We start from the raw sequence: 17,808 nt of genomic DNA, 5'->3' as shown, positions 1-17,808 counted from the left end.
GGAGCATCACGGAGCCGCGGTGGCGGGCGGCGATTCCAACCAGGTTCCTACATACTGGAGGGGAACATCACGCTGCGGTTGTTATGGAATGACATGCTTCAGGCAAGCGGCGAGCAGGTGCTACGAATGATCTCTACACATCTATCCGCAGTTTCATTACGCGACCTGATCCTGGTGCAGGCCGTGCATCGCCATGGCAGCTTCAATAGTGCCGCGCGCACGATGCACATCAGCGCTTCTGGTCTGTCGCATCAGGTGCAGAAAGTGGAGCAGGCGCTGGGGACGCCGCTATTCGAGCGTGGTGGTCGGCGCGTGGTGTCGACGGCAGGTGGACAACGTCTGCTGGAACAGATCGATGCGGTGATCTTGGCTGCCGAGCATTTGCAGCAGACTGCGCGCGCCGGCGAGACCGCATTCGGCGGAGAGTTGCGTCTGGGCGTGCTGGCAACGCTGGGGCCGTATCTGCTTCCGCACTTGATCACGCCGTTTCCGCAGCATTTTCCAGGTACGCGGCTCAGCCTTTCGGAAGGCAAGCCGCGCGGATTGTTGCGTCGCCTGCATGAAGGGGAACTCGACGCCGTGTTGGCACCGCCGGCTTCCGCTGTCAGTGGCATTACCATGCAACCGCTTTTCTTCGAACCGTGGGAGGTGTTGTTGCGTGCCGATCATCCGCTGGCGGGCAAGCGCACGGTTTCACTCGATCAACTGGAAGCCAGCGAAGCGATCCTGATGGCGGAAAGCCACGCTGATGGCAAAGGCTATGTGCAGGATGTGAGCCTGGAGAGTCTGGCCGCGTTGGTTACTCTGCGCGGCGGTCACGCGTTGATGCCGGCGCTTGCGCATGATCGCCTGGCATCGATGCCGAATATCGTGGTGGCCAAGATCAAAGGCCAGTCATTGCAGGGGCGTGAAATCGCGCTGTACTGGCGTGAAGCGTCGCCATGGATCAGTGATCTGCAGGTCTTCGCCGGCTTGCTGCGCAAATTGGCGAAACAGCGCTCGAGTCTCAAGCTGATCGAGGGTGACGGATGCATGGAAGGGACGTGTGATTAGCGATTGTCCAGGGTTGTACCCGTCAACAACCCGCGCGCCAGCATGCTGCACTGCCGCCGATGAAACAACAGTTGCCACTGTCGCCCCCCTATCTGCCGCCACAGCACTGCAGATCGCACTGCGGCAAGCAAGCTTGCGCGCACGCGTTCCACCATGGCTGGTTGCTGCAACCATTGCGGATTGCCGGTTACCATCACGCGCGGTCGCAAGGTGGAAAGTGTGCCGGCATAAAGCTCGGCCAGTCGGCTGAAAACCTGCGGCGAATTGAGCCCGAAGTGCTCGACCTGTCGCTTGGCCGAGACGATGCCTTGCTGCAATGGGTCAAGTAGATTCTTGTGATGGGCAAGGCTGCGTTCGAGTCGCATCACTGTCACCACCATGCGGGTCACCGCTATGTCGCGGCTGCTTTCATCCAGTTGCGCGATCAGAGTATGTAGCCCGACGCGCAGCCCGGAAACGTTGCCGTACACACCGATTACTGATGGTGCGTCGATGCGAAACACGCTGGCCAGACTGGCATCTAGCGCCAGGTCGTCGCAGCGGCCTTCATTCGCCAGTTGATGGGCAAGCGCCGACGCCTGAAACAAACCGGCCAGGGCCAGCACTCGTTCCTCATTGATGGCAAAAGCTTCAAACACGCTGCGTCTCTCTTGTCATGTCGTCTTTTTGCAGGCCGCCATAGGCGGCATCGGTCGCACCGATCACGGCACCGCCTAAACATTCCTCGCCGGCGTAGAACACCACCGACTGGCCAGGCGTCACGGCGCGCTGCGGGTCATTGAAACGTACTTCTACGTGATCATGATGTACGGATACCACGCAATGCTGATCGTGTTGGCGATAGCGGGTTTTTGCAGTACAGCGAAATGCCTGCGCGGGAGGAGCACCGGCTACCCAGGCGGGGGATTCAGCAACCAGTCGCTGTGAATGCAGCCATTGATTCTCGCCCCCCTGGGCCACGAACAGCACGTTGTTGGCGACGTCCTTGCCGACTACGTACCAGGGTTTGCCGCTGGCATTTTGACGGCCGCCGATACCCAGCCCGTTACGCTGCCCTAAGGTGTAGTACATCACGCCCTGATGCTCACCGATGAGATCGCCGTCGGGGGTGCGCATGTGACCCGGGCGGGCAGGGATGTATTGGGTCAGAAACTGACGAAAATCGCGCTCCCCGATAAAGCAGATGCCGGTGGAATCCTTCTTGGCATAGGTAGGCAGGGCAGCCTTGCGTGCCATCTCACGGACCCGGGATTTTTCGATCTCGCCTATCGGAAACAGGGTGGTGGCAAGTTGCTGTTGCCCCAAAGCGTGCAGGAAGTAGGTCTGATCCTTGTTGGCGTCGACGGCGCGTAACAGTCTGTAGCGACCGTCTAGACAGTCAACCCGGGCATAGTGGCCGGTAGCGATCTTGTCCGCACCCAGTGCGCGGGCCTCGTCCAGGAACGTCTTGAACTTGATCTCGCGGTTGCAGAGTACATCCGGGTTGGGGGTGCGCCCTGCCCGATACTCGGCCAGGAAGTGCTCGAACACACCATCCCAGTACGCGGCGGCGAAATTCCGAGCATGGAAGGGGATGCCCAGCCGCCCGCACACGGCTACGGCGTCCTTGCGGTCGGTGTCGGTGGTGCAGGGACCGCTGCGGTCATCTTCCTCCCAGTTCTGCATGAACAAGCCCTCGACCTGATAGCCGGCCTGTTGCAGCAGCAGTCCGGCGACTGACGAATCGACGCCACCGGAGACCCCCAGCATTACTTTCATGACCGGCCACCATCCGGCATCAGGTTGGCGACCACCGACAACGGCAGGCGTTGGCCCGCTAGCCATTCGTCGATGCTCCTCAACATCACACTGCTGGAACTGTCAAGGTCTGTCATCTGAGGGTCTACGAGGCCCGTGAAGGCACTGGAAATGGCGTTATTGTGCCATTACCTCAAGTGCGGCCGCCGAGGAGCATGAAAGACCTAGGCGTATACTGGCGTTGAGTAAACGCGAATCCACTAAAGAGCAAATGGCGAACGAACCCGAACAAGAACAACACAGCGGTGGACATGGTCTTGCCGTTGAAGTATCCAAGCCTGAAGTGGCGCGTCCCCCGCTGTTTCAGGTGTTGCTGTTGAACGACGATTTCACACCGATGGATTTTGTAGTCGAGGTATTGCGCAGTTTCTTTGGGATGGATCAAGAGAAGGCCGTACAGATCATGTTGCACGTACATACACGTGGTAAGGGCGTGTGTGGGGTGTTTACCCGCGAGGTGGCTGAAACCAAGGTCACGCAGGTGAATGAGTATTCACGTGCTAACCAGCATCCTCTGCTATGCACGATGGAAAAGGTTTGAAGTCTGTTCAACATTTCAGCGTGACGGGTGTTATGTGGAGATATTGATCAGGTGTTTTTGGCCCCCATCTTGCATCCAACGCGGTAAAGCCGCCCCAACATCGCAATGGAGAAGGTCCGGATGTTCAGCAAGGATCTCGAAGTTACCATCGGCCAGTGCTACAAGCAGGCCCGCGAGCAACGCCATGAGTTCATGACGGTCGAGCACCTGTTGCTCGCCCTCACCGAGAACCATTCGGCGCTAGGCGCCCTGCGAGCCTGCGGCGCGGATCTTCCGCGACTCACCCATGAGCTGGAAAAAATCATCGCTGAAACCGTACCGGTGCTGCCGCACGGCGATGAGCGCGATACCCAGCCTACCCTCGGATTCCAGCGCGTGCTGCAACGCGCGGTCTATCACGTACAGTCTTCCGGCCGCAAGGAGGTCACTGGCGCCAACGTGCTGGTGGCGATCTTCGGCGAGAAAGATTCGCACGCCGTGTATTTCCTGCACCAGCAGGAAATCACTCGCCTGGACGTGGTCAACTACATTTCCCACGGCATCGCCAAGATCGGCGACGAACCGTCCTCCGGCATGTCCAATGCCGACCGTGATGCCGAGGAAGGTGGTGAGGGCAAGGGTAATCCGCTCAGCGAATACGCTTCCAACCTCAACGAGCTGGCGTTGGAAGGCAAGATCGATCCGCTGATCGGTCGGCAGGACGAAATCGAGCGCACTATCCAGGTGTTGTGCCGCCGCCGCAAGAACAACCCGCTCTATGTCGGCGAGGCCGGCGTGGGCAAGACGGCGTTGGCCGAAGGTCTGGCCAAGCGCATCGTCGATGGCGAAGTGCCGGAGGTGTTGGAAAGTGCCACCATCTGGGCGCTGGACCTCGGCGCGCTGGTGGCCGGCACCAAGTACCGTGGTGATTTCGAGAAGCGCCTCAAGGCGGTGATCGGCCAGCTCAAGAAGCAACCGGGTGCGATCCTCTTCATCGACGAAATCCACACCATCATCGGTGCGGGTTCCGCCTCGGGCGGCACGATGGATGCTAGCAACCTGATCAAACCGATGCTGGCGTCGGGCGAACTGCGCTGCATCGGCTCGACTACTTTCCAGGAATTCCGCGGCATCTTCGAAAAGGACCGCGCGCTGGCCCGCCGTTTCCAGAAGATCGACGTGGTCGAGCCTAGCGTGGCCGACAGCTTCGAGATTCTCAAGGGTCTGAAGTCGCGCTTCGAGGAGCACCACAGCGTTACCTATACCATTGAGGCCCTCAAGGCGGCGGTGGACTTGTCCGTGAAGCACATTCCGGATCGCCTGTTGCCGGACAAGGCGATCGACGTGATCGACGAGGCCGGTGCGCGTCAGCGCTTGCTGCCGGTCGATCAGCGCACGGGCAAAGTCGATGTGCCGGAGGTGGAATACATCGTCGCCAAGATGGCGCGCATCCCGGCCAAGCAGGTGTCGGCCTCGGATCGCGATGTGCTGCGAAACCTGGAGCGCAATCTCAAGATGGTGGTGTTTGGCCAGGATCCGGCGATCGAGGCGCTGGCCGCCTCGATCAAGATGGCCCGTTCGGGTTTGGCCGATCCATCCAAGCCGATCGGCTGCTTCCTGCTCGCCGGCCCTACCGGCGTGGGCAAGACCGAGGTCACCAAGCAGTTGGCGATGCAGTTGGGCATCGAGATGATCCGCTTCGACATGTCCGAGTACATGGAAGCGCACTCCGTCTCACGCTTGGTCGGCGCACCTCCGGGCTATATCGGCTTCGATCAGGGCGGTCTGCTCACTGAGGCGGTCACCAAGCATCCGCATGCGGTGCTGTTGTTGGATGAAATCGAGAAGGCCCATCCGGATGTGTTCAACATCCTGCTGCAGGTGATGGACCGCGGTGTGCTCACCGACACCAACGGCCGTGAAGCCAACTTCAAGAACGTGATTGTGGTGATGACCACCAACGCCGGTGCACAGCAGGCCTCACGTCGTGGCATCGGCTTTGTGAAGCAGAACCATTCGATGGACGCGATGGAAGTGATCCGCCGTTCCTTCACCCCGGAGTTCCGCAATCGCCTGGACGCGATCATCCAGTTCAACGCACTGGACTTCGACCACATCCTGCGCGTGGTCGACAAGTTCCTGATCGAACTGGAATCGCAGCTCAGCGAAAAGCACGTCAGTCTGGATGTCGACGCCGATGCCCGCCACTGGCTGGCCGAGCACGGTTTCGACCCGCAGATGGGCGCACGTCCGATGGCTCGCGTGATCCAGGAGAAGGTCAAGCGCGTGCTGGCCGACGAGCTGCTGTTTGGCAAGTTGGCCGAGGGGGGCAAGGTGATGTTGAGCGTGTGCGAGGGCGAGCTGCACGTCGAAACGGAAACGGCCGAGCCGGTGCCCGCCACGGTGTCCTGAGGCCACACCAGCAAGAAACGAAAAAGCCGCGCATGGCGCGGCTTTTTCATGGGCAGACGGGATGTGACGCGCCTGGCGGGGATTACTTCATGCGATACGTGATGCGACCTTTGGTGAGGTCATACGGCGTCATTTCCACCTTGACCTTGTCGCCCGTCAGGATGCGGATGTAGTGCTTGCGCATGCGGCCCGAAATATGGGCAATCACAATGTGGTTGTTTTCCAGTTGCACACGAAACATGGTGTTGGGCAGGGTTTCGGTCACCGTGCCTTCCATTTCAATGACGTCGTCTTTGGCCATGCGTTCCGGGGTTCGTGTAGGCCACAATGGCCGCGTTAGCTAACGATTATGCCACGAATTGGGACCCAATCAAAGAAGCATCAAGCGAAGTGGTGACTATTCAGCCTGGGGTAGGTACGAGCAAAGGTTTCACGTCGGTGCCGCCGAAGTCATAGCGAAACGTGTCGCAGTAGAACGCAAACACGGAGCGCTGCTGCTGGATGCAGGTATGCACGGCGGAGTAGGCCCGCTCAAGAAAGCGCATGCCACGACCCGAGCGCGACACGAAGGAGATTTTCGCTGTATCACCAAGGCCCTTAGGGCACGCTCGGCCAAGTTGTTGGTGGGCGGGACGTCTGGGTCGGTGGCGAAGCATCACCATGCCGGCCAGAGGTTAAGCACGTTGCGACAGGTTCGTGCAGTTTTGTGGCACTGCGTTTAATAGTCCATGCACCACAAAAATGGGTAGGGGTGGGCTGAATAGTTACGCTTTGCGAGTGATTTTTGACTCAACTGATGGGTCCAGTTTATCCGAAATCAAAAAAGTGTGTGATCTAATAACCAATCAGACATGGCAAGATCTTTCGCCGCGCTGATCAAGCCTTTCATTGCATATTCAGTCATTTCTTCCATGGTTATTTCTACATTATGAAGATCGTCAGGAAACATCTGTTTCATCAATTGATATGCTTTCATGGCGACGCTAATTGCGTTTTCTCTGTTATTCAGAAGGTTCGACAGATCAGTCGTATCGTTGGTAACTACAATTCTAGCCACATCGAGGCAATACGTGGCAAGTATCTCCTTCTTGGCATTGTCTTTCTCCTCTTTACTAGTCCACGATGGACTAGCCTCGAGCCCATGAATCATGCCTATGACCGTGGCTCTATACATCTGGCCACGTCGAGTAGCAAAGGCTGTCTCGAAGTTGTTGCCTAACATAAAAAATGCATCAAGGGCAATGGTTAGATGATCCGGCTGCTGCTTATTCCCGGGTATGTGTTGGATTGTAAAATCGTGATCTGCAATAGTAGCTTCGTAAACGTTTTGAGGCTCTAGTTCTTCCGCATCTTTCTCTGCGCCACTTAATGAGTAACTGAATGAATGAACACCCAATTCATGTGCCAGCATACTCATAATCGAGCCCATTCCCTGGTGAATTTGGGCTGCACTCACATTTACTTCAATAATGCCTCCTATTCGTGATGTAAAAGCACAATTCTTTATGCGTTCATCATGAATATTGATGCGAATCGCTGGCCGCGTCGTGCTATCCACGGCATTGATGGCGCCTAGCAAACAGCACCCTATGGTTTCCAAGTCTTTCGGGTTGATTTTTTTACCATTTTGTGTGGTATGAAAGCTTATATCTTTAGACTTGAAGTGCAGCGGAGTAATGTCCTTGGAAAATTTTAGGGAGCATATATCATGATAGTTAGGAAGACTTTGCGCAAAATTTTCACGGCGCTGCATGAGCACCGTAGCAAATATAAAAGCTACCGTTCCTTTATCACGTAAAGGAGAGCGCATGCACTCGTCGAGGGCGCTGCTTAATTGTTCAATTGTCCATCCTCTAGGGTCCGACTGAGAGAATTCTTGACGCATGGCCTCACTGACTTCGACTCGGGAAGGCTTGGGAAGTGAAAGGACCCTATCAATATTAGGATTGATGAGTAACGCGTAGGTTTCACAATTTTCATCCATGGCATATCTGGCAAAGTCTATCGCTGTATGGATATCTGCCCCATTTTTTCTTAGATATGTGTCAAGGAAAAGATGTATTTGGCTCCTACTAGAGGAAACATCTTCCGACAAATTTTTATCAACTATGGAAGATTCCCATTCGCAAAAAATATCCATGGCTGTCCTCAATTTGTCACCACCTTCCCATATGTTCACCGGCGTTGATTGGTTTTTGCACGCATCGTGTAAGGACGACTCTTCACCCTCTGCGGCTTCTTGTCCGAGCGCGCGACCTAATGGCGCTAATGCCTCTTTTTCGTAGAAGCTGGGAGCGTCACTAGAACAAAAAATGCGCATTACGCCAGGTTCGGCTATGAGGGATATCATTAAGTCATGAATATTAAAATGTCCAACGCACAGCACCTTCCCTTGTGCGGCCTCCTCTCGCGAATGGCTAACATACATGTCGCCGTTACTTGACCACAAACAATAATTACGCCCATCGAGCCAAAAGGGGATCACTGAATCCTTGCTTGATGCAAGGATAGACTTCATAAATTCCGAGACCGCAAAAGGATGGTCAGATTCGTAGTAGATTTTAAACGGATTTGTCAATATCCCACTAACGTAATCGCTGGCATGCTTTAGGTTGGGTCCATTCGGCTCATTCGAAATCGAATTGGTTGAAATAGAGGTGGTTGGGGTGTAGCCATTATATATACGGGGTTCCATAGCTCTATCCAGGAGACGGGTGGCGATTAAAGACGGTGGATCACTCTGATATGCGTGGATTGGTTACCGACCTAACCTGCCAAGACTATAAGTATGGAAAGAGCCGAAGGATTCTACATAAGGTAAACACCTGAGTTGTATTGAGCTCCCCTTGCGGACGCCTAACTTAGCAAGTTGCCCCAACAATCAGCATCCTGGGAACGTCGAGGTTGATCGACACGTTGACGCAAAGCCATCAGCAGTTGCTGGTACGAGTTCATGCGTTGGAAGAGCAACTGCGCCTGAATTCGCGCAACTCCTCCAAGCCACCGTCCAGTGATGGTTCGGGCAAGGGTAAGCGTCCTAAAAAGCCCTCGGATCGCAGTAACTATTCACCCCTCCCCCTTGGCGACAGAATTTTGGTCAAAGGTTGACCAAAATAACCTGCGTAGGGCACGCAAATACCATTTCGTACTCATTGAACATGCCAGATTTCACGTAGGAGGCTTTTCAGCGGAGGAGGAGTGAATAGTTACGGATCGTAAGCCGGGTGGCCAGCTCGGACATAAAGGGCATTTCCGCGAATCGGTGCCCGAAGAAGCGCTTGATCACATCGTGACGTGCCCGCCGCCGAGCCACTGTGCCTGTGGCGGCGCCCTCGAACCACACGGCGAACTGTATTGCCATCAAGTGTTCGACTTACTCGTGATCCGGCCGATCGTGACGGAGTATCGCTGCGAAGGTGGTCGCTGCACCACGTGCGGACGTGAAACCTTTGCTCGTGCCTATCACGGGCTGAATAGTTACGCGAAGTGCTCATCTAGCTTGCGACGAATTTCCTGCTCGATCATGCCTTTGAGTGGGAAAAACAGCATGCCAAGCCGGGCGCTCACGTGGATTTCATTGCTGCTAATGGCAATTTGGCCGCTAATGCCGGGGCGTTCGAAGGCCATGGCGGTGTCATTCTCCCACTGCGTCTTTACCTCGAATTTTTCGCGCATGCGTGCTGCGACTTTGTCGATCACCGCATGAGCTTCGGACTGGGAAAGGCGGTGCGGACGGCGGATATCGATGCTTGCCATGATTCATCTCATCAAACGAACCTCGCATGATAAAGCCTAATTTCTGCGAATAGCTCCTACGTTTCTATTCCTACGCTTCTGATAGAGTCGCGCAGTCACGCAGTTGGTCATTTCATGCGCATCGAGTTTTCCCATTCCAACCGGGCTGGTTTCCAGTGGAACCAGGCACTGCTGCGCATTGGCAGCGATCCCGGCAATGATCTAATCCTGACCGCGAGTCAGGCTGCGGCCTATCACTTGTCCATCAGCCTGGATCGTCGGGGCTGGGTGCTGGAGGTACTACCTGAAACCACCCGTATCTACGTCAACGCCCGCCCTGTACGCGAGCGTGCAATCTTGCGCCCGGGTGACATCCTGAGCGTGGGCGATTGCCGCATGCTGCTGTGTGCGGACCACACGCCAGGCGGGCGCACCTCGCCCCAGATGCCAGCGCAGGAGCGTTGCACAGTGGCGCTGCGAGCCGTGGCGGGGCCGCTTTCGGGGCAGGTGCTGCCGTTGGCGAATCGCTTGGAGCTGGGGCCACAAGGACCGGTTCCGCTCGATCTTCCACAGTGTGAGGTGGCCAGTTTGGTGATTGCCTGGCGCGATGGGCAATTGCGCCTGGAAACCAGGCAGGCCGCTGATTCGCGCTATCCGGTACGTGTGAATGGCTCCATCGTGGAGCAAACCGTACTGTTGCCGGGCGACCAGATAGGCATTGGCATGCACCGTTTCCTGATCGACGCGCCCGGACTGGAGCCTGAGCCGGAAATCGTGATTCCCGAGCCGGAACCCGAAGCGCTGCCGGAAGACACCGCCGGCCCGCGTGGCGAAGTCTGGTGGCTGATCGTCACGGCTGCCGTGCTTGCGCTAGGTATTGCCCTACTTTTGCTGATGCGTTTCTGACAAATCAGGGGCGCCTGTGTTTCACCCGTTGACGATGTGTTGCTGCGGCGCGGCATAATGCATCGATCATCCATGACGGGAACCAGTGCGTGAGCAGGGTATGGAATTTCAGTGCAGGTCCGGCGGCGTTGCCGTTGCCGGTACTTGAACGCGCGCAGCGCGAGTTGCTGGACTGGAACGGCAGTGGCGCCTCGGTGATGGAGCAGTCCCATCGCGGCAAGCACTTTATCGCGATGACCGAGCAGGTCGAGGCGGATCTACGCGAGTTGATGGGTATTCCGGCTGACTATGCCGTGCTATTCGAGCAGGGTGGGGCGACCCAGCATTTCGCGCAGATTCCAATGAATCTGGCCAGCGAGGGCGACAGTGCCGATTACATCATCACCGGTCACTGGAGTGAAAAAGCCGCCAGCGAAGCCACGCCCTATGTTCGTGTGAATGTGGCGGCGACCAGTAAAGCCGACCATTACCTGCGCATGCCAGCACGCGGCACGTGGAAGCTCGATCCTGCCGCCGCCTACGTGCATATCGCCACCAACGAAACGATCCACGGCGTGGAGTTTCAGGATGTTCCCGATGTCGGCCATGTGCCGCTGGTTGCGGACATGTCTTCGGACATTCTCTCCGGCCCCATCGACGTCAGCCGTTTCGGCCTGATTTACGCGGGTGCGCAGAAGAACATCGGGCCTTCCGGCTTGGTGCTGATGATCATTCGTCGCGATCTGCTGGAGCGGAAAGGTCGCACGATGGCGCGCATTTTTCGCTACGCCGAGCATGCTGCCAACGATTCCATGCTCAATACCCCCAATACCTGGGGCTGGTATCTCGCTGGCCTGACCTTTCAGTGGTTGAAGGAAGGCGGTGGTCTGACGGCCATGGCGGAGCGCAATCGCCAGAAGGCGATTTTGCTCTATGCGACCATCGACGGTTCAGGCGGCTTCTATCGCAACCCGATCGCCCCGACCATGCGTTCGCGCATGAATGTACCCTTCACCTTGCACGACAGTACGCTCGATGCGCTTTTCCTGCAGGAATCAGAAACTGCAGGCTTGCTAGCACTAAAAGGACACAAGGCATTAGGCGGCATGCGTGCTTCGCTCTACAACGCGGTGCCACTGGAAGCGGTACAGGCTTTAGCTGCGTTTATGCAAGACTTCGCCAGTCGGCATGGCTGATAGGCTATTAGCCAGTAGTGAGTGAAGAAGAGTGAGGAATGAGAGAAAAGCCTACGACTGACAGCATGGGCATGTTTTATTCTCGCTTCTCTCCACTATCTCTTTTAGACGTTTCTACGGATAGCATGGCATGAACGAACCCAAACCAACCCTGTCGCAGGTGCGCGAGCGCATCGACAGCATTGATCGGCAGATCCAAGAACTGATCTCCGAACGCGCCAACTGGGCACGCGAAGTGGCGTGTGTGAAAGGCGAAGGGCTTTCCGCGATCGACTATTATCGTCCCGAGCGCGAAGCACATGTGTTGCGCATGGTGGTGGATCGCAATCATGGTCCGCTTTCGGATGTGGAAATGGTGCGGTTGTTCCGCGAGATCATGTCGTCCTGCCTTGCGCAGGAAGATCCGCTCAAGGTCGGCTATCTCGGTCCCGAGGGCACTTTCAGCGAACAAGCGGTGCGCAAGCATTTCGGCCACGCGGCGTATGGCTTGCCGCTTGGCAGTATTGAAGAAGTATTTCAGGAAGTGGTTGCCGGCCACGCCGATTTCGGCATCGTGCCAGTGGAAAACTCCGGGCAGGGCATGATCCAGGTTACGCTGGATATGTTTCTTACCTCTGAGGCGCGCATCTGCGGTGAAGTCGAGCTGCGCGTGCATCAGTGCTTGCTTTCGCAGCGCGAATCGCTGGAAGGCATCCGGCGTGTTTACGGACACGCGCAGTCGTTGCAGCAGTGCAAGACCTGGCTGCGTGTCAACCTGCCGGATGCCGAATGCGTGGCCGTGCATAGCAATGCCGAAGGTGCGCGCCTGGCACGTCATGCGGATGATGCCGCGGCCATTGCCGGCGAAACGGCGGGCAAGATCTATGGCCTCAACATGGTGGCCAAGGCCATTGAGGATCGTGCTGACAACACCACGCGCTTCCTGGTCATCGGACGCTCGCTGTTTCCCGCCTCCGGCAACGATCGCACGTCGCTGTTGATTACCGTCAATGACAAACCCGGCGCGCTGTATGACGTGCTGAGCCCCTTCGCCAAGCACCATGTAAGCATGAACCGCATCGAATCGCGTCCGGCGCATACCGGTAAGTGGCAATACGCCTTCTTCATCGACGTTTCCGGTCATATCGATGATGAGTCGCTGCAGGCGGCGTTGAAAGACATGGGCCCCATGGCGACTCAGGTGCGTGTACTGGGTTCCTACCCGGTAGCTCTGCCATGAGCAGGGCACAACGCCTGGATTGGGTCAGCCGACCCGCGACGTCCCTGCATGGCGACGTGGTAGTGCCGGGTGACAAGTCGGTCTCGCACCGTTCGATGATGTTGTCCGCCATTGCCGAAGGCACGTCGCATATTCGCGGCTTTCTCGAAGGTGAAGACACCCGCGCCACCGCGGCGGTGCTTGCGCAACTGGGCGTATCGATCGTGGCGCCTTCTGCCGGTGAGCGCATCGTGCGTGGTGTTGGCTTGCATGGCTTGCGTGGTTCGGACCAGCCGCTCGATTGTGGCAATGCGGGCACCGGCATGCGCCTGCTTGCGGGTCTGCTGGCCGGGCAATCGTTCGACAGCACCCTGATCGGCGACGAATCGCTGTCCAAGCGTCCGATGCGCCGCGTGACCGATCCGCTCGCCCGCATGGACGCGCAGATCGACACACCGGATGGACTGCCGCCGTTGCAGGTTCACGGTGGTCGTTCGCTGCATGGCATCCGCTACGAGTTGCCGGTCGCTAGCGCGCAGGTCAAGTCCGCTTTGCTGCTTGCCGGTTTGTATGCCGAAGGCAGCACGGAAGTGATCGAGCCTCATCCCACGCGCGACTACACCGAGCGCATGCTGTCAGCATTCGGTTGGCCGATCGAATTTTCACCGGGTTACGCCAAGCTGGAAGGCGGCCATTGCCTGCGCGCCACGGATGTAGTGGTGCCGGCGGACTTTTCCTCGGCCGCGTTTTTTCTGGTGGCTGCGAGCATCGTGCCCGATTCAGTGCTGCGTCTGCCAGGGGTTGGCTTGAATCCCCGCCGCACGGGGTTGCTGGAAGCGCTACGTTTGATGGGCGCGAATATCACCGTCGAGAACCAGGGCGAAAGTGGCGGCGAAGCCATCGGTGATCTGGTTGTCCGATACGCGCCGCTGCATGGCGTTGAGCTTCCGGAAGCGCTGGCGCCGGACATGATCGACGAATTCCCGGTGCTATTTATTGCGGCTGCCGCGGCGCAAGGACGCACGGTCATGCGTGGCGCCGCCGAGCTGCGCGTCAAGGAGTCTGACCGCATCACCACCATGGCGGCAGGCATGCGAACGCTTGGTGTGCGCATCGAGGAAACGCCCGATGGCGCGATCATTGATGGCGGCGCGATCGATGCTGGCGCGGTCGACAGCTATGGCGATCACCGCATCGCGATGAGCTTTGCTGTGGCGGGCCTGCTGGCCAGGGGCGAGGTGATGATTCGCGATTGTGCCAATGTCGCCACCTCGTTTCCGGGATTTATGGGGCTGGCCAATAGCTGCGGGTTTGCCCTGCGCTGACGCTTGGCTCCCTTTCCCCCTTGGGGAGAGGGGCGCGCTTGCCCGGCACCTACAAAACCACCTCGAATGCATTTGGATACTTAGGCTCTGTGTTTCAATGGGGCCGTAGCCGCAAGATGGCCCCCTCACCCCAGCCCTCTCCCCCATCCTTAATCAAGGACAGAGGAGAGGGGGAAACGTGCATGTCAGCAGTCCACCCTCCCTTCATCGTCGCCATCCCTGCCCGCTACGGCTCCACCCGTCTGCCAGGCAAGCCGCTTCGCCCTATTGACGGCGTACCGATGGTGGTACGCGTAGCACAGCGGGCCCTGCAAGCAGGGGCTTCGCAGGTCGTGGTGGCCACCGACGATCAGCGCATTGTCGAGGCTTTGTCGGGGCAGGGCGTAGATGTATGCATGACCCACAGCGAGCATGCGTCCGGCAGTGACCGGTTGGCAGAGTGCGCCGCCCGTTATGGCTGGTCCACCGACGTCATCGTGGTGAACCTGCAAGGTGACGAACCCTTCGCCCCTGCCGCAGGTATCCGTGAAGTAGCAAAAGCCCTGGCCGAAGACGACGTGCCGATGGCGACCCTGGCCACGCCAATCATGGATGCTCACGAACTGTTCGATCCGAATGTGGTGAAACTGGTATGCGCCGCCAATGGCCGCGCCCTGTACTTCAGCCGCGCACCGCTGCCGTGGGCGCGTGATGCTTTCGCCGCAAATCGCGACGTGTTGCCGAAAGACCTGCCGTTCCTGCGGCATATCGGTATCTATGCTTATCGCGCCGGCTTTTTGCAGCACTATGCAGACTTGTCGCGCACGCCGCTGGAGCAGACTGAATCACTGGAGCAGTTGCGAGTGCTTGAACACGGTTATCCGATTGCTGCGCGCCTGACCCCGGAGCCCTTCCCGCCGGGCATTGACACCGAAGCGGATCTGCATCGTGCCCAAGCATGGTTGAGTAGTCAGTCATGACCGTCAGTCGCATCCTGTTTGCTGGCTTGGGTAACATGCCAAAAGAGTCAAGCTTGCCCTGAAAAGGTTCGCCAAGACAGCAGAGGAATCACGCCAAACGGGCTAAAATCGTCCGCATGCAACACGCATCCTCCCAAGCCTTCGACGGCAAGGCCTTCGTCAGCACGCTCACCACGTCCCCCGGCGTCTATCGTTATTTCAACGAAGATGGCGAGTTGCTCTACGTGGGCAAGGCCAGCAACCTCAAGAAGCGCGTCGGCAGCTACTTCCTGAAGCCGCGGATGGAGCCGCGCATCGCCGCCATGGTGGCGCAGATCGCCCGCGCCGAAACCACCGTCACGCGCACCGAGGCGGAAGCCTTGTTGTTGGAGTCGCAGCTCATCAAGGTGCTCAAGCCGCGCTACAACATTTTGCTGCGTGACGACAAAAGCTATCCGTATATCTATCTATCGGGCAGCGAGGATTACCCTCGGCTGGCTTTCCACCGCGGCGCACGCAATCAGCCAGGACGCTACTTCGGTCCATTCCCCAGCGCATTTGCTGTGCGTGAAAGCCTCAACCTGATGCAGAAACTGTTCAAGGTGCGCCAGTGCGAGGACAGCTATTTCCGCAATCGTTCACGCCCCTGCCTGCAATACCAGATAGGACGCTGTACCGGTCCTTGCGTGGGCTTGATCAGCGTCGAGGATTACCGCGGCGACGTGCGCCACGCGGAAATGTTTCTGGACGGCCGTAGCAGCGCGGTGATCGATGAACTCGTTGATGCGATGGAGCAGGCCAGCGCAGCGCTGAACTTCGAGCGTGCCGCGGCATTGCGCGACCAGGTGGCAGCGCTGCGCAAGCTGCATGCGCAGAATCATGTGCAGGGCGCCACGGCCGATATGGACGTCATCGCGTGCCGCATGGAGGCCGGCATTGTCTGCGTGAGCGTGTTGTTCTTCCGCAACGGCCTCAGCTTGGGTACTCGCGATTTTTACCCACGCCTGCCGCTGGATCCTGAACCTGCTGACGTGCTGGCGCAATTCATTGCCCAGTACTATCTGGATCGCCTGGTACCGCGCGAAATCATCCTTGGCGAAGACGTCGCCGATGCCCAACTGCTCAGCGAGATGCTCGCCCAGCAATGTGGGCATGCGGTGGAGATCAAAACACGCGTGCGCGGTGATCGCGCACAGTTCCTGCAGATGGCCGAGCGCAACGCGCAGGCGTCACTGACTTCGCGCATAGCCAGTCGGCAAACGCTGGGAACGCGTTTCGAAGATCTGCGAAACCTGCTGGGTTTGGATGAGCCGCCGCGTCGCATTGAATGCTTCGACATTAGCCATACGCGTGGTGAAGCAACCGTGGCGTCTTGCGTGGTGTTCGGGCCGGAAGGTCCGGAGAAGTCGCACTACCGCCGCTTCAATATCAGCGGCATCACACCCGGCGACGATTACGCCGCCATGCACCAGGCACTCACCCGGCGTTTCCGCAAAGTGGCAGAAGGCGAGGGCGCACGGCCCGATGTGCTGCTGATCGATGGCGGTAGCGGGCAGGTGGCTCAAGCGCTGGATGTTCTTGGCGAACTTGGCGTTACCGGCATCGAAGTGGTCGGCGTCGCCAAGGGCCCGGGCCGTCGGGCCGGTGAGGAAACCCTGATTCTGGCCAGCTCCCATCGAGAGATTCACCCCGGCCCCAGCTCACCGGCACTGCATTTGGTCGCTGCGGTGCGGGATGAGTCCCATCGCTTCGCCATCAGAGGCCATCGCAAGCGTCGTGAGAAAGCCCGTGAGCGCAGCGTGCTGGAAGACGTGCAGGGCGTCGGGGCGCGTCGCCGGACTGCCCTGCTCAAGGCCTTCGGTGGCTTGGCCGGAGTAGAAGCGGCCGGTGTCGAAGAACTGATGCAGGTGAAGGGGATTGATCGCGGCCTTGCCGAACGCATTTATGGCGCGCTTCACGTCTGAGCGCCGATACTCTCTCAACCCTCCGGGACACGGGGAAGGGTCATGGATGGGCCTGCTTCGAGGAGTGAGGAAGAGTGGTGGGTAAGGGGCCACTCTTGCGAAAACTTCCCCAGCGAATTTCATTCTCACCATGCGACACTGACAAAAAACGGAAAGGACCCATGCGCATCAATTTACCGACCTGGCTCACGCTGTTCCGCGTAGCGCTGCTGCCGGTCATGGTGATGGTGTTCTACTGGCCATTCCGGGGGCACAACCTAACCGCTGCCATCGTGTTCGCCTTGGCCGGCATCACCGATTGGCTTGACGGCTATCTTGCCCGCCGGCTCAACTTGACCTCCAAGTTCGGCGCCTTCCTGGATCCGGTGGCCGACAAGCTGATGGTGGCGGTCACCTTGTTCATGCTGGTGGAAACCCATCGCGGTGGCTGGCCGGGCATCGTCATGGCGATCACCTCCGCCATCATTGTTGGCCGGGAGATCAGCATTTCCGCACTGCGTGAATGGATGGCCGAGATTGGCATGCGCGCCACCGTGCGAGTAGCCTTCCTGGGCAAGCTGAAAACAGCGATGCAGATGGTTGCCCTGATTGTGCTGATCCTGCAACACGAGAAAAATGCCGAAGCCTTGCGCCTGTACCACATCGGCGAAGGGTTGCTGATGATTGCCGGTGTGCTCACCATTTGGTCGGGTTTACATTATCTGCGTGCGGCTTGGCCGGCTTTGCACAGCGACGACCCCGCTCTCACGCATGGACAAGACAGAAACGCTTGACGGTTTCGTTTC

16 protein-coding genes and 1 pseudogene are annotated in these 17,808 nt (G+C 58.1%); 11 read left to right on the top strand and 6 right to left on the bottom strand.

The genetic code is table 11. From position 1 onward, the window contains the following. Window positions 1-126 precede the first annotated feature (126 nt). Window positions 127-1,053, top strand: a complete 927-nt coding sequence (locus EO087_RS06020; RefSeq protein WP_128898075.1) for a LysR family transcriptional regulator — start codon at window positions 127-129, stop codon at window positions 1,051-1,053. On the opposite strand, the gene hflD is transcribed toward EO087_RS06020, so the two are convergent. Together hflD and mnmA are read right to left on the bottom strand one after the other, a co-directional pair. Continuing rightward, window positions 1,050-1,673, bottom strand: a complete 624-nt coding sequence (gene hflD / locus EO087_RS06015; RefSeq protein ID WP_128899828.1) for a high frequency lysogenization protein HflD — start codon at window positions 1,671-1,673, stop codon at window positions 1,050-1,052. The genes EO087_RS06020 and hflD overlap by 4 nt on opposite strands. A 10-nt stretch (window positions 1,674-1,683) precedes the next feature. Next, window positions 1,684-2,811 (bottom strand): tRNA 2-thiouridine(34) synthase MnmA, encoded by a 1,128-nt coding sequence (mnmA, locus tag EO087_RS06010; protein WP_128898074.1) that lies wholly within the window; start codon window positions 2,809-2,811, stop codon window positions 1,684-1,686. A 250-nt stretch (window positions 2,812-3,061) separates the two neighbouring features. On the opposite strand from mnmA, the gene clpS reads away from it, so the two are divergent. Beyond that, window positions 3,062-3,391, top strand: a complete 330-nt coding sequence (gene clpS, locus EO087_RS06005; RefSeq protein ID WP_128899827.1) for an ATP-dependent Clp protease adapter ClpS — start codon at window positions 3,062-3,064, stop codon at window positions 3,389-3,391. A 120-nt stretch (window positions 3,392-3,511) separates the two neighbouring features. After that, a complete protein-coding gene (gene clpA / locus EO087_RS06000; protein ID WP_128898073.1) occupies window positions 3,512-5,782 on the top strand; it encodes an ATP-dependent Clp protease ATP-binding subunit ClpA in 2,271 nt (756 codons plus the stop codon). Between the two features lie 82 nt (window positions 5,783-5,864). Here clpA and infA read toward each other — a convergent pair whose 3' ends face one another. The 3 genes from infA to EO087_RS05985 all read right to left on the bottom strand — a co-directional run bounded on the left by infA (window position 5,865) and on the right by EO087_RS05985 (window position 8,477). After that, window positions 5,865-6,083, bottom strand: coding sequence for a translation initiation factor IF-1 (gene infA, locus EO087_RS05995; protein ID WP_128898072.1), 219 nt, complete (start codon window positions 6,081-6,083; stop codon window positions 5,865-5,867). A gap of 100 nt (window positions 6,084-6,183) precedes the next feature. After that, entirely contained in the window at window positions 6,184-6,348 is a 165-nt protein-coding gene (locus EO087_RS16680) for a hypothetical protein (RefSeq protein ID WP_240669145.1), read from the bottom strand. Window positions 6,349-6,599: 251 nt separating this feature from the next. After that, entirely contained in the window at window positions 6,600-8,477 is a 1,878-nt protein-coding gene (locus EO087_RS05985) for a hypothetical protein (RefSeq protein ID WP_128898071.1), read from the bottom strand. Between the two features lie 242 nt (window positions 8,478-8,719). Between EO087_RS05985 and EO087_RS16675 the strand changes: the two are divergent. Next, a pseudogene (locus EO087_RS16675) lies at window positions 8,720-8,812 on the top strand (DUF6444 domain-containing protein); the annotation flags it as partial. A 447-nt stretch (window positions 8,813-9,259) separates the two neighbouring features. Here the strand turns inward: EO087_RS16675 and EO087_RS05970 are convergent. Next, complete coding sequence (locus EO087_RS05970; protein ID WP_128898069.1) at window positions 9,260-9,538, bottom strand: polyhydroxyalkanoic acid system family protein; 279 nt, start codon at window positions 9,536-9,538, stop codon at window positions 9,260-9,262. Window positions 9,539-9,652: 114 nt separating this feature from the next. Here EO087_RS05970 and EO087_RS05965 point away from each other — a divergent pair, with 114 nt between their 5' ends. The 7 genes from EO087_RS05965 to pgsA all read left to right on the top strand — a co-directional run bounded on the left by EO087_RS05965 (window position 9,653) and on the right by pgsA (window position 17,796). Further along, window positions 9,653-10,423, top strand: coding sequence for an FHA domain-containing protein (locus tag EO087_RS05965; RefSeq protein WP_128898068.1), 771 nt, complete (start codon window positions 9,653-9,655; stop codon window positions 10,421-10,423). 89 nt (window positions 10,424-10,512) lie between these two features. Then, window positions 10,513-11,598 carry a 3-phosphoserine/phosphohydroxythreonine transaminase gene (serC, locus tag EO087_RS05960; RefSeq protein WP_128898067.1) on the top strand — a complete coding sequence of 362 codons (1,086 nt, stop codon included), beginning with the start codon at window positions 10,513-10,515 and terminating at the stop codon, window positions 11,596-11,598. A 130-nt stretch (window positions 11,599-11,728) separates the two neighbouring features. After that, window positions 11,729-12,817: a prephenate dehydratase gene (gene pheA, locus EO087_RS05955; protein ID WP_128898066.1), complete on the top strand. Its 1,089-nt coding sequence runs from the start codon at window positions 11,729-11,731 to the stop codon at window positions 12,815-12,817. Next, window positions 12,814-14,121, top strand: coding sequence for a 3-phosphoshikimate 1-carboxyvinyltransferase (gene aroA / locus EO087_RS05950; RefSeq protein ID WP_128898065.1), 1,308 nt, complete (start codon window positions 12,814-12,816; stop codon window positions 14,119-14,121). Before pheA ends, aroA begins: the two co-directional genes overlap by 4 nt. 182 nt (window positions 14,122-14,303) lie before the next feature. Continuing rightward, window positions 14,304-15,080, top strand: a complete 777-nt coding sequence (kdsB, locus tag EO087_RS05945) for a 3-deoxy-manno-octulosonate cytidylyltransferase (protein WP_128898064.1) — start codon at window positions 14,304-14,306, stop codon at window positions 15,078-15,080. 116 nt (window positions 15,081-15,196) lie between these two features. Next, the gene (gene uvrC / locus EO087_RS05940; RefSeq protein WP_128898063.1) at window positions 15,197-17,023 is read left to right on the top strand and encodes an excinuclease ABC subunit UvrC; all 1,827 of its coding nucleotides are present in this window, start codon (window positions 15,197-15,199) and stop codon (window positions 17,021-17,023) included. Window positions 17,024-17,184: 161 nt separating this feature from the next. Further along, window positions 17,185-17,796: a CDP-diacylglycerol--glycerol-3-phosphate 3-phosphatidyltransferase gene (pgsA, locus tag EO087_RS05935; protein ID WP_128898062.1), complete on the top strand. Its 612-nt coding sequence runs from the start codon at window positions 17,185-17,187 to the stop codon at window positions 17,794-17,796. Window positions 17,797-17,808: the final 12 nt, after the last annotated feature.

The sequence above is a fragment of the Dyella sp. M7H15-1 genome, from assembly GCF_004114615.1.
Lineage (GTDB): Bacteria > Pseudomonadota > Gammaproteobacteria > Xanthomonadales > Rhodanobacteraceae > Dyella_B.
This window is presented reverse-complemented; position numbering and strand designations above follow the sequence as displayed.

What these genes read in the sequence shown, in the direction of transcription:
- EO087_RS06020 (WP_128898075.1), top strand. Translation starts at nt 127, where the DNA reads ATGATCTCTACACATCTATCCGCAGTTTCATTACGCGACCTGATCCTG.
- mnmA (WP_128898074.1), bottom strand. Translation starts at nt 2,811, where the DNA reads ATGAAAGTAATGCTGGGGGTCTCCGGTGGCGTCGATTCGTCAGTCGCC.
- clpS (WP_128899827.1), top strand. Translation starts at nt 3,062, where the DNA reads ATGGCGAACGAACCCGAACAAGAACAACACAGCGGTGGACATGGTCTT.
- clpA (WP_128898073.1), top strand. Translation starts at nt 3,512, where the DNA reads ATGTTCAGCAAGGATCTCGAAGTTACCATCGGCCAGTGCTACAAGCAG.
- infA (WP_128898072.1), bottom strand. Translation starts at nt 6,083, where the DNA reads ATGGCCAAAGACGACGTCATTGAAATGGAAGGCACGGTGACCGAAACC.
- EO087_RS05985 (WP_128898071.1), bottom strand. Translation starts at nt 8,477, where the DNA reads ATGGAACCCCGTATATATAATGGCTACACCCCAACCACCTCTATTTCA.
- EO087_RS05970 (WP_128898069.1), bottom strand. Translation starts at nt 9,538, where the DNA reads ATGGCAAGCATCGATATCCGCCGTCCGCACCGCCTTTCCCAGTCCGAA.
- EO087_RS05965 (WP_128898068.1), top strand. Translation starts at nt 9,653, where the DNA reads ATGCGCATCGAGTTTTCCCATTCCAACCGGGCTGGTTTCCAGTGGAAC.
- pheA (WP_128898066.1), top strand. Translation starts at nt 11,729, where the DNA reads ATGAACGAACCCAAACCAACCCTGTCGCAGGTGCGCGAGCGCATCGAC.
- aroA (WP_128898065.1), top strand. Translation starts at nt 12,814, where the DNA reads ATGAGCAGGGCACAACGCCTGGATTGGGTCAGCCGACCCGCGACGTCC.
- kdsB (WP_128898064.1), top strand. Translation starts at nt 14,304, where the DNA reads ATGTCAGCAGTCCACCCTCCCTTCATCGTCGCCATCCCTGCCCGCTAC.
- uvrC (WP_128898063.1), top strand. Translation starts at nt 15,197, where the DNA reads ATGCAACACGCATCCTCCCAAGCCTTCGACGGCAAGGCCTTCGTCAGC.
- pgsA (WP_128898062.1), top strand. Translation starts at nt 17,185, where the DNA reads ATGCGCATCAATTTACCGACCTGGCTCACGCTGTTCCGCGTAGCGCTG.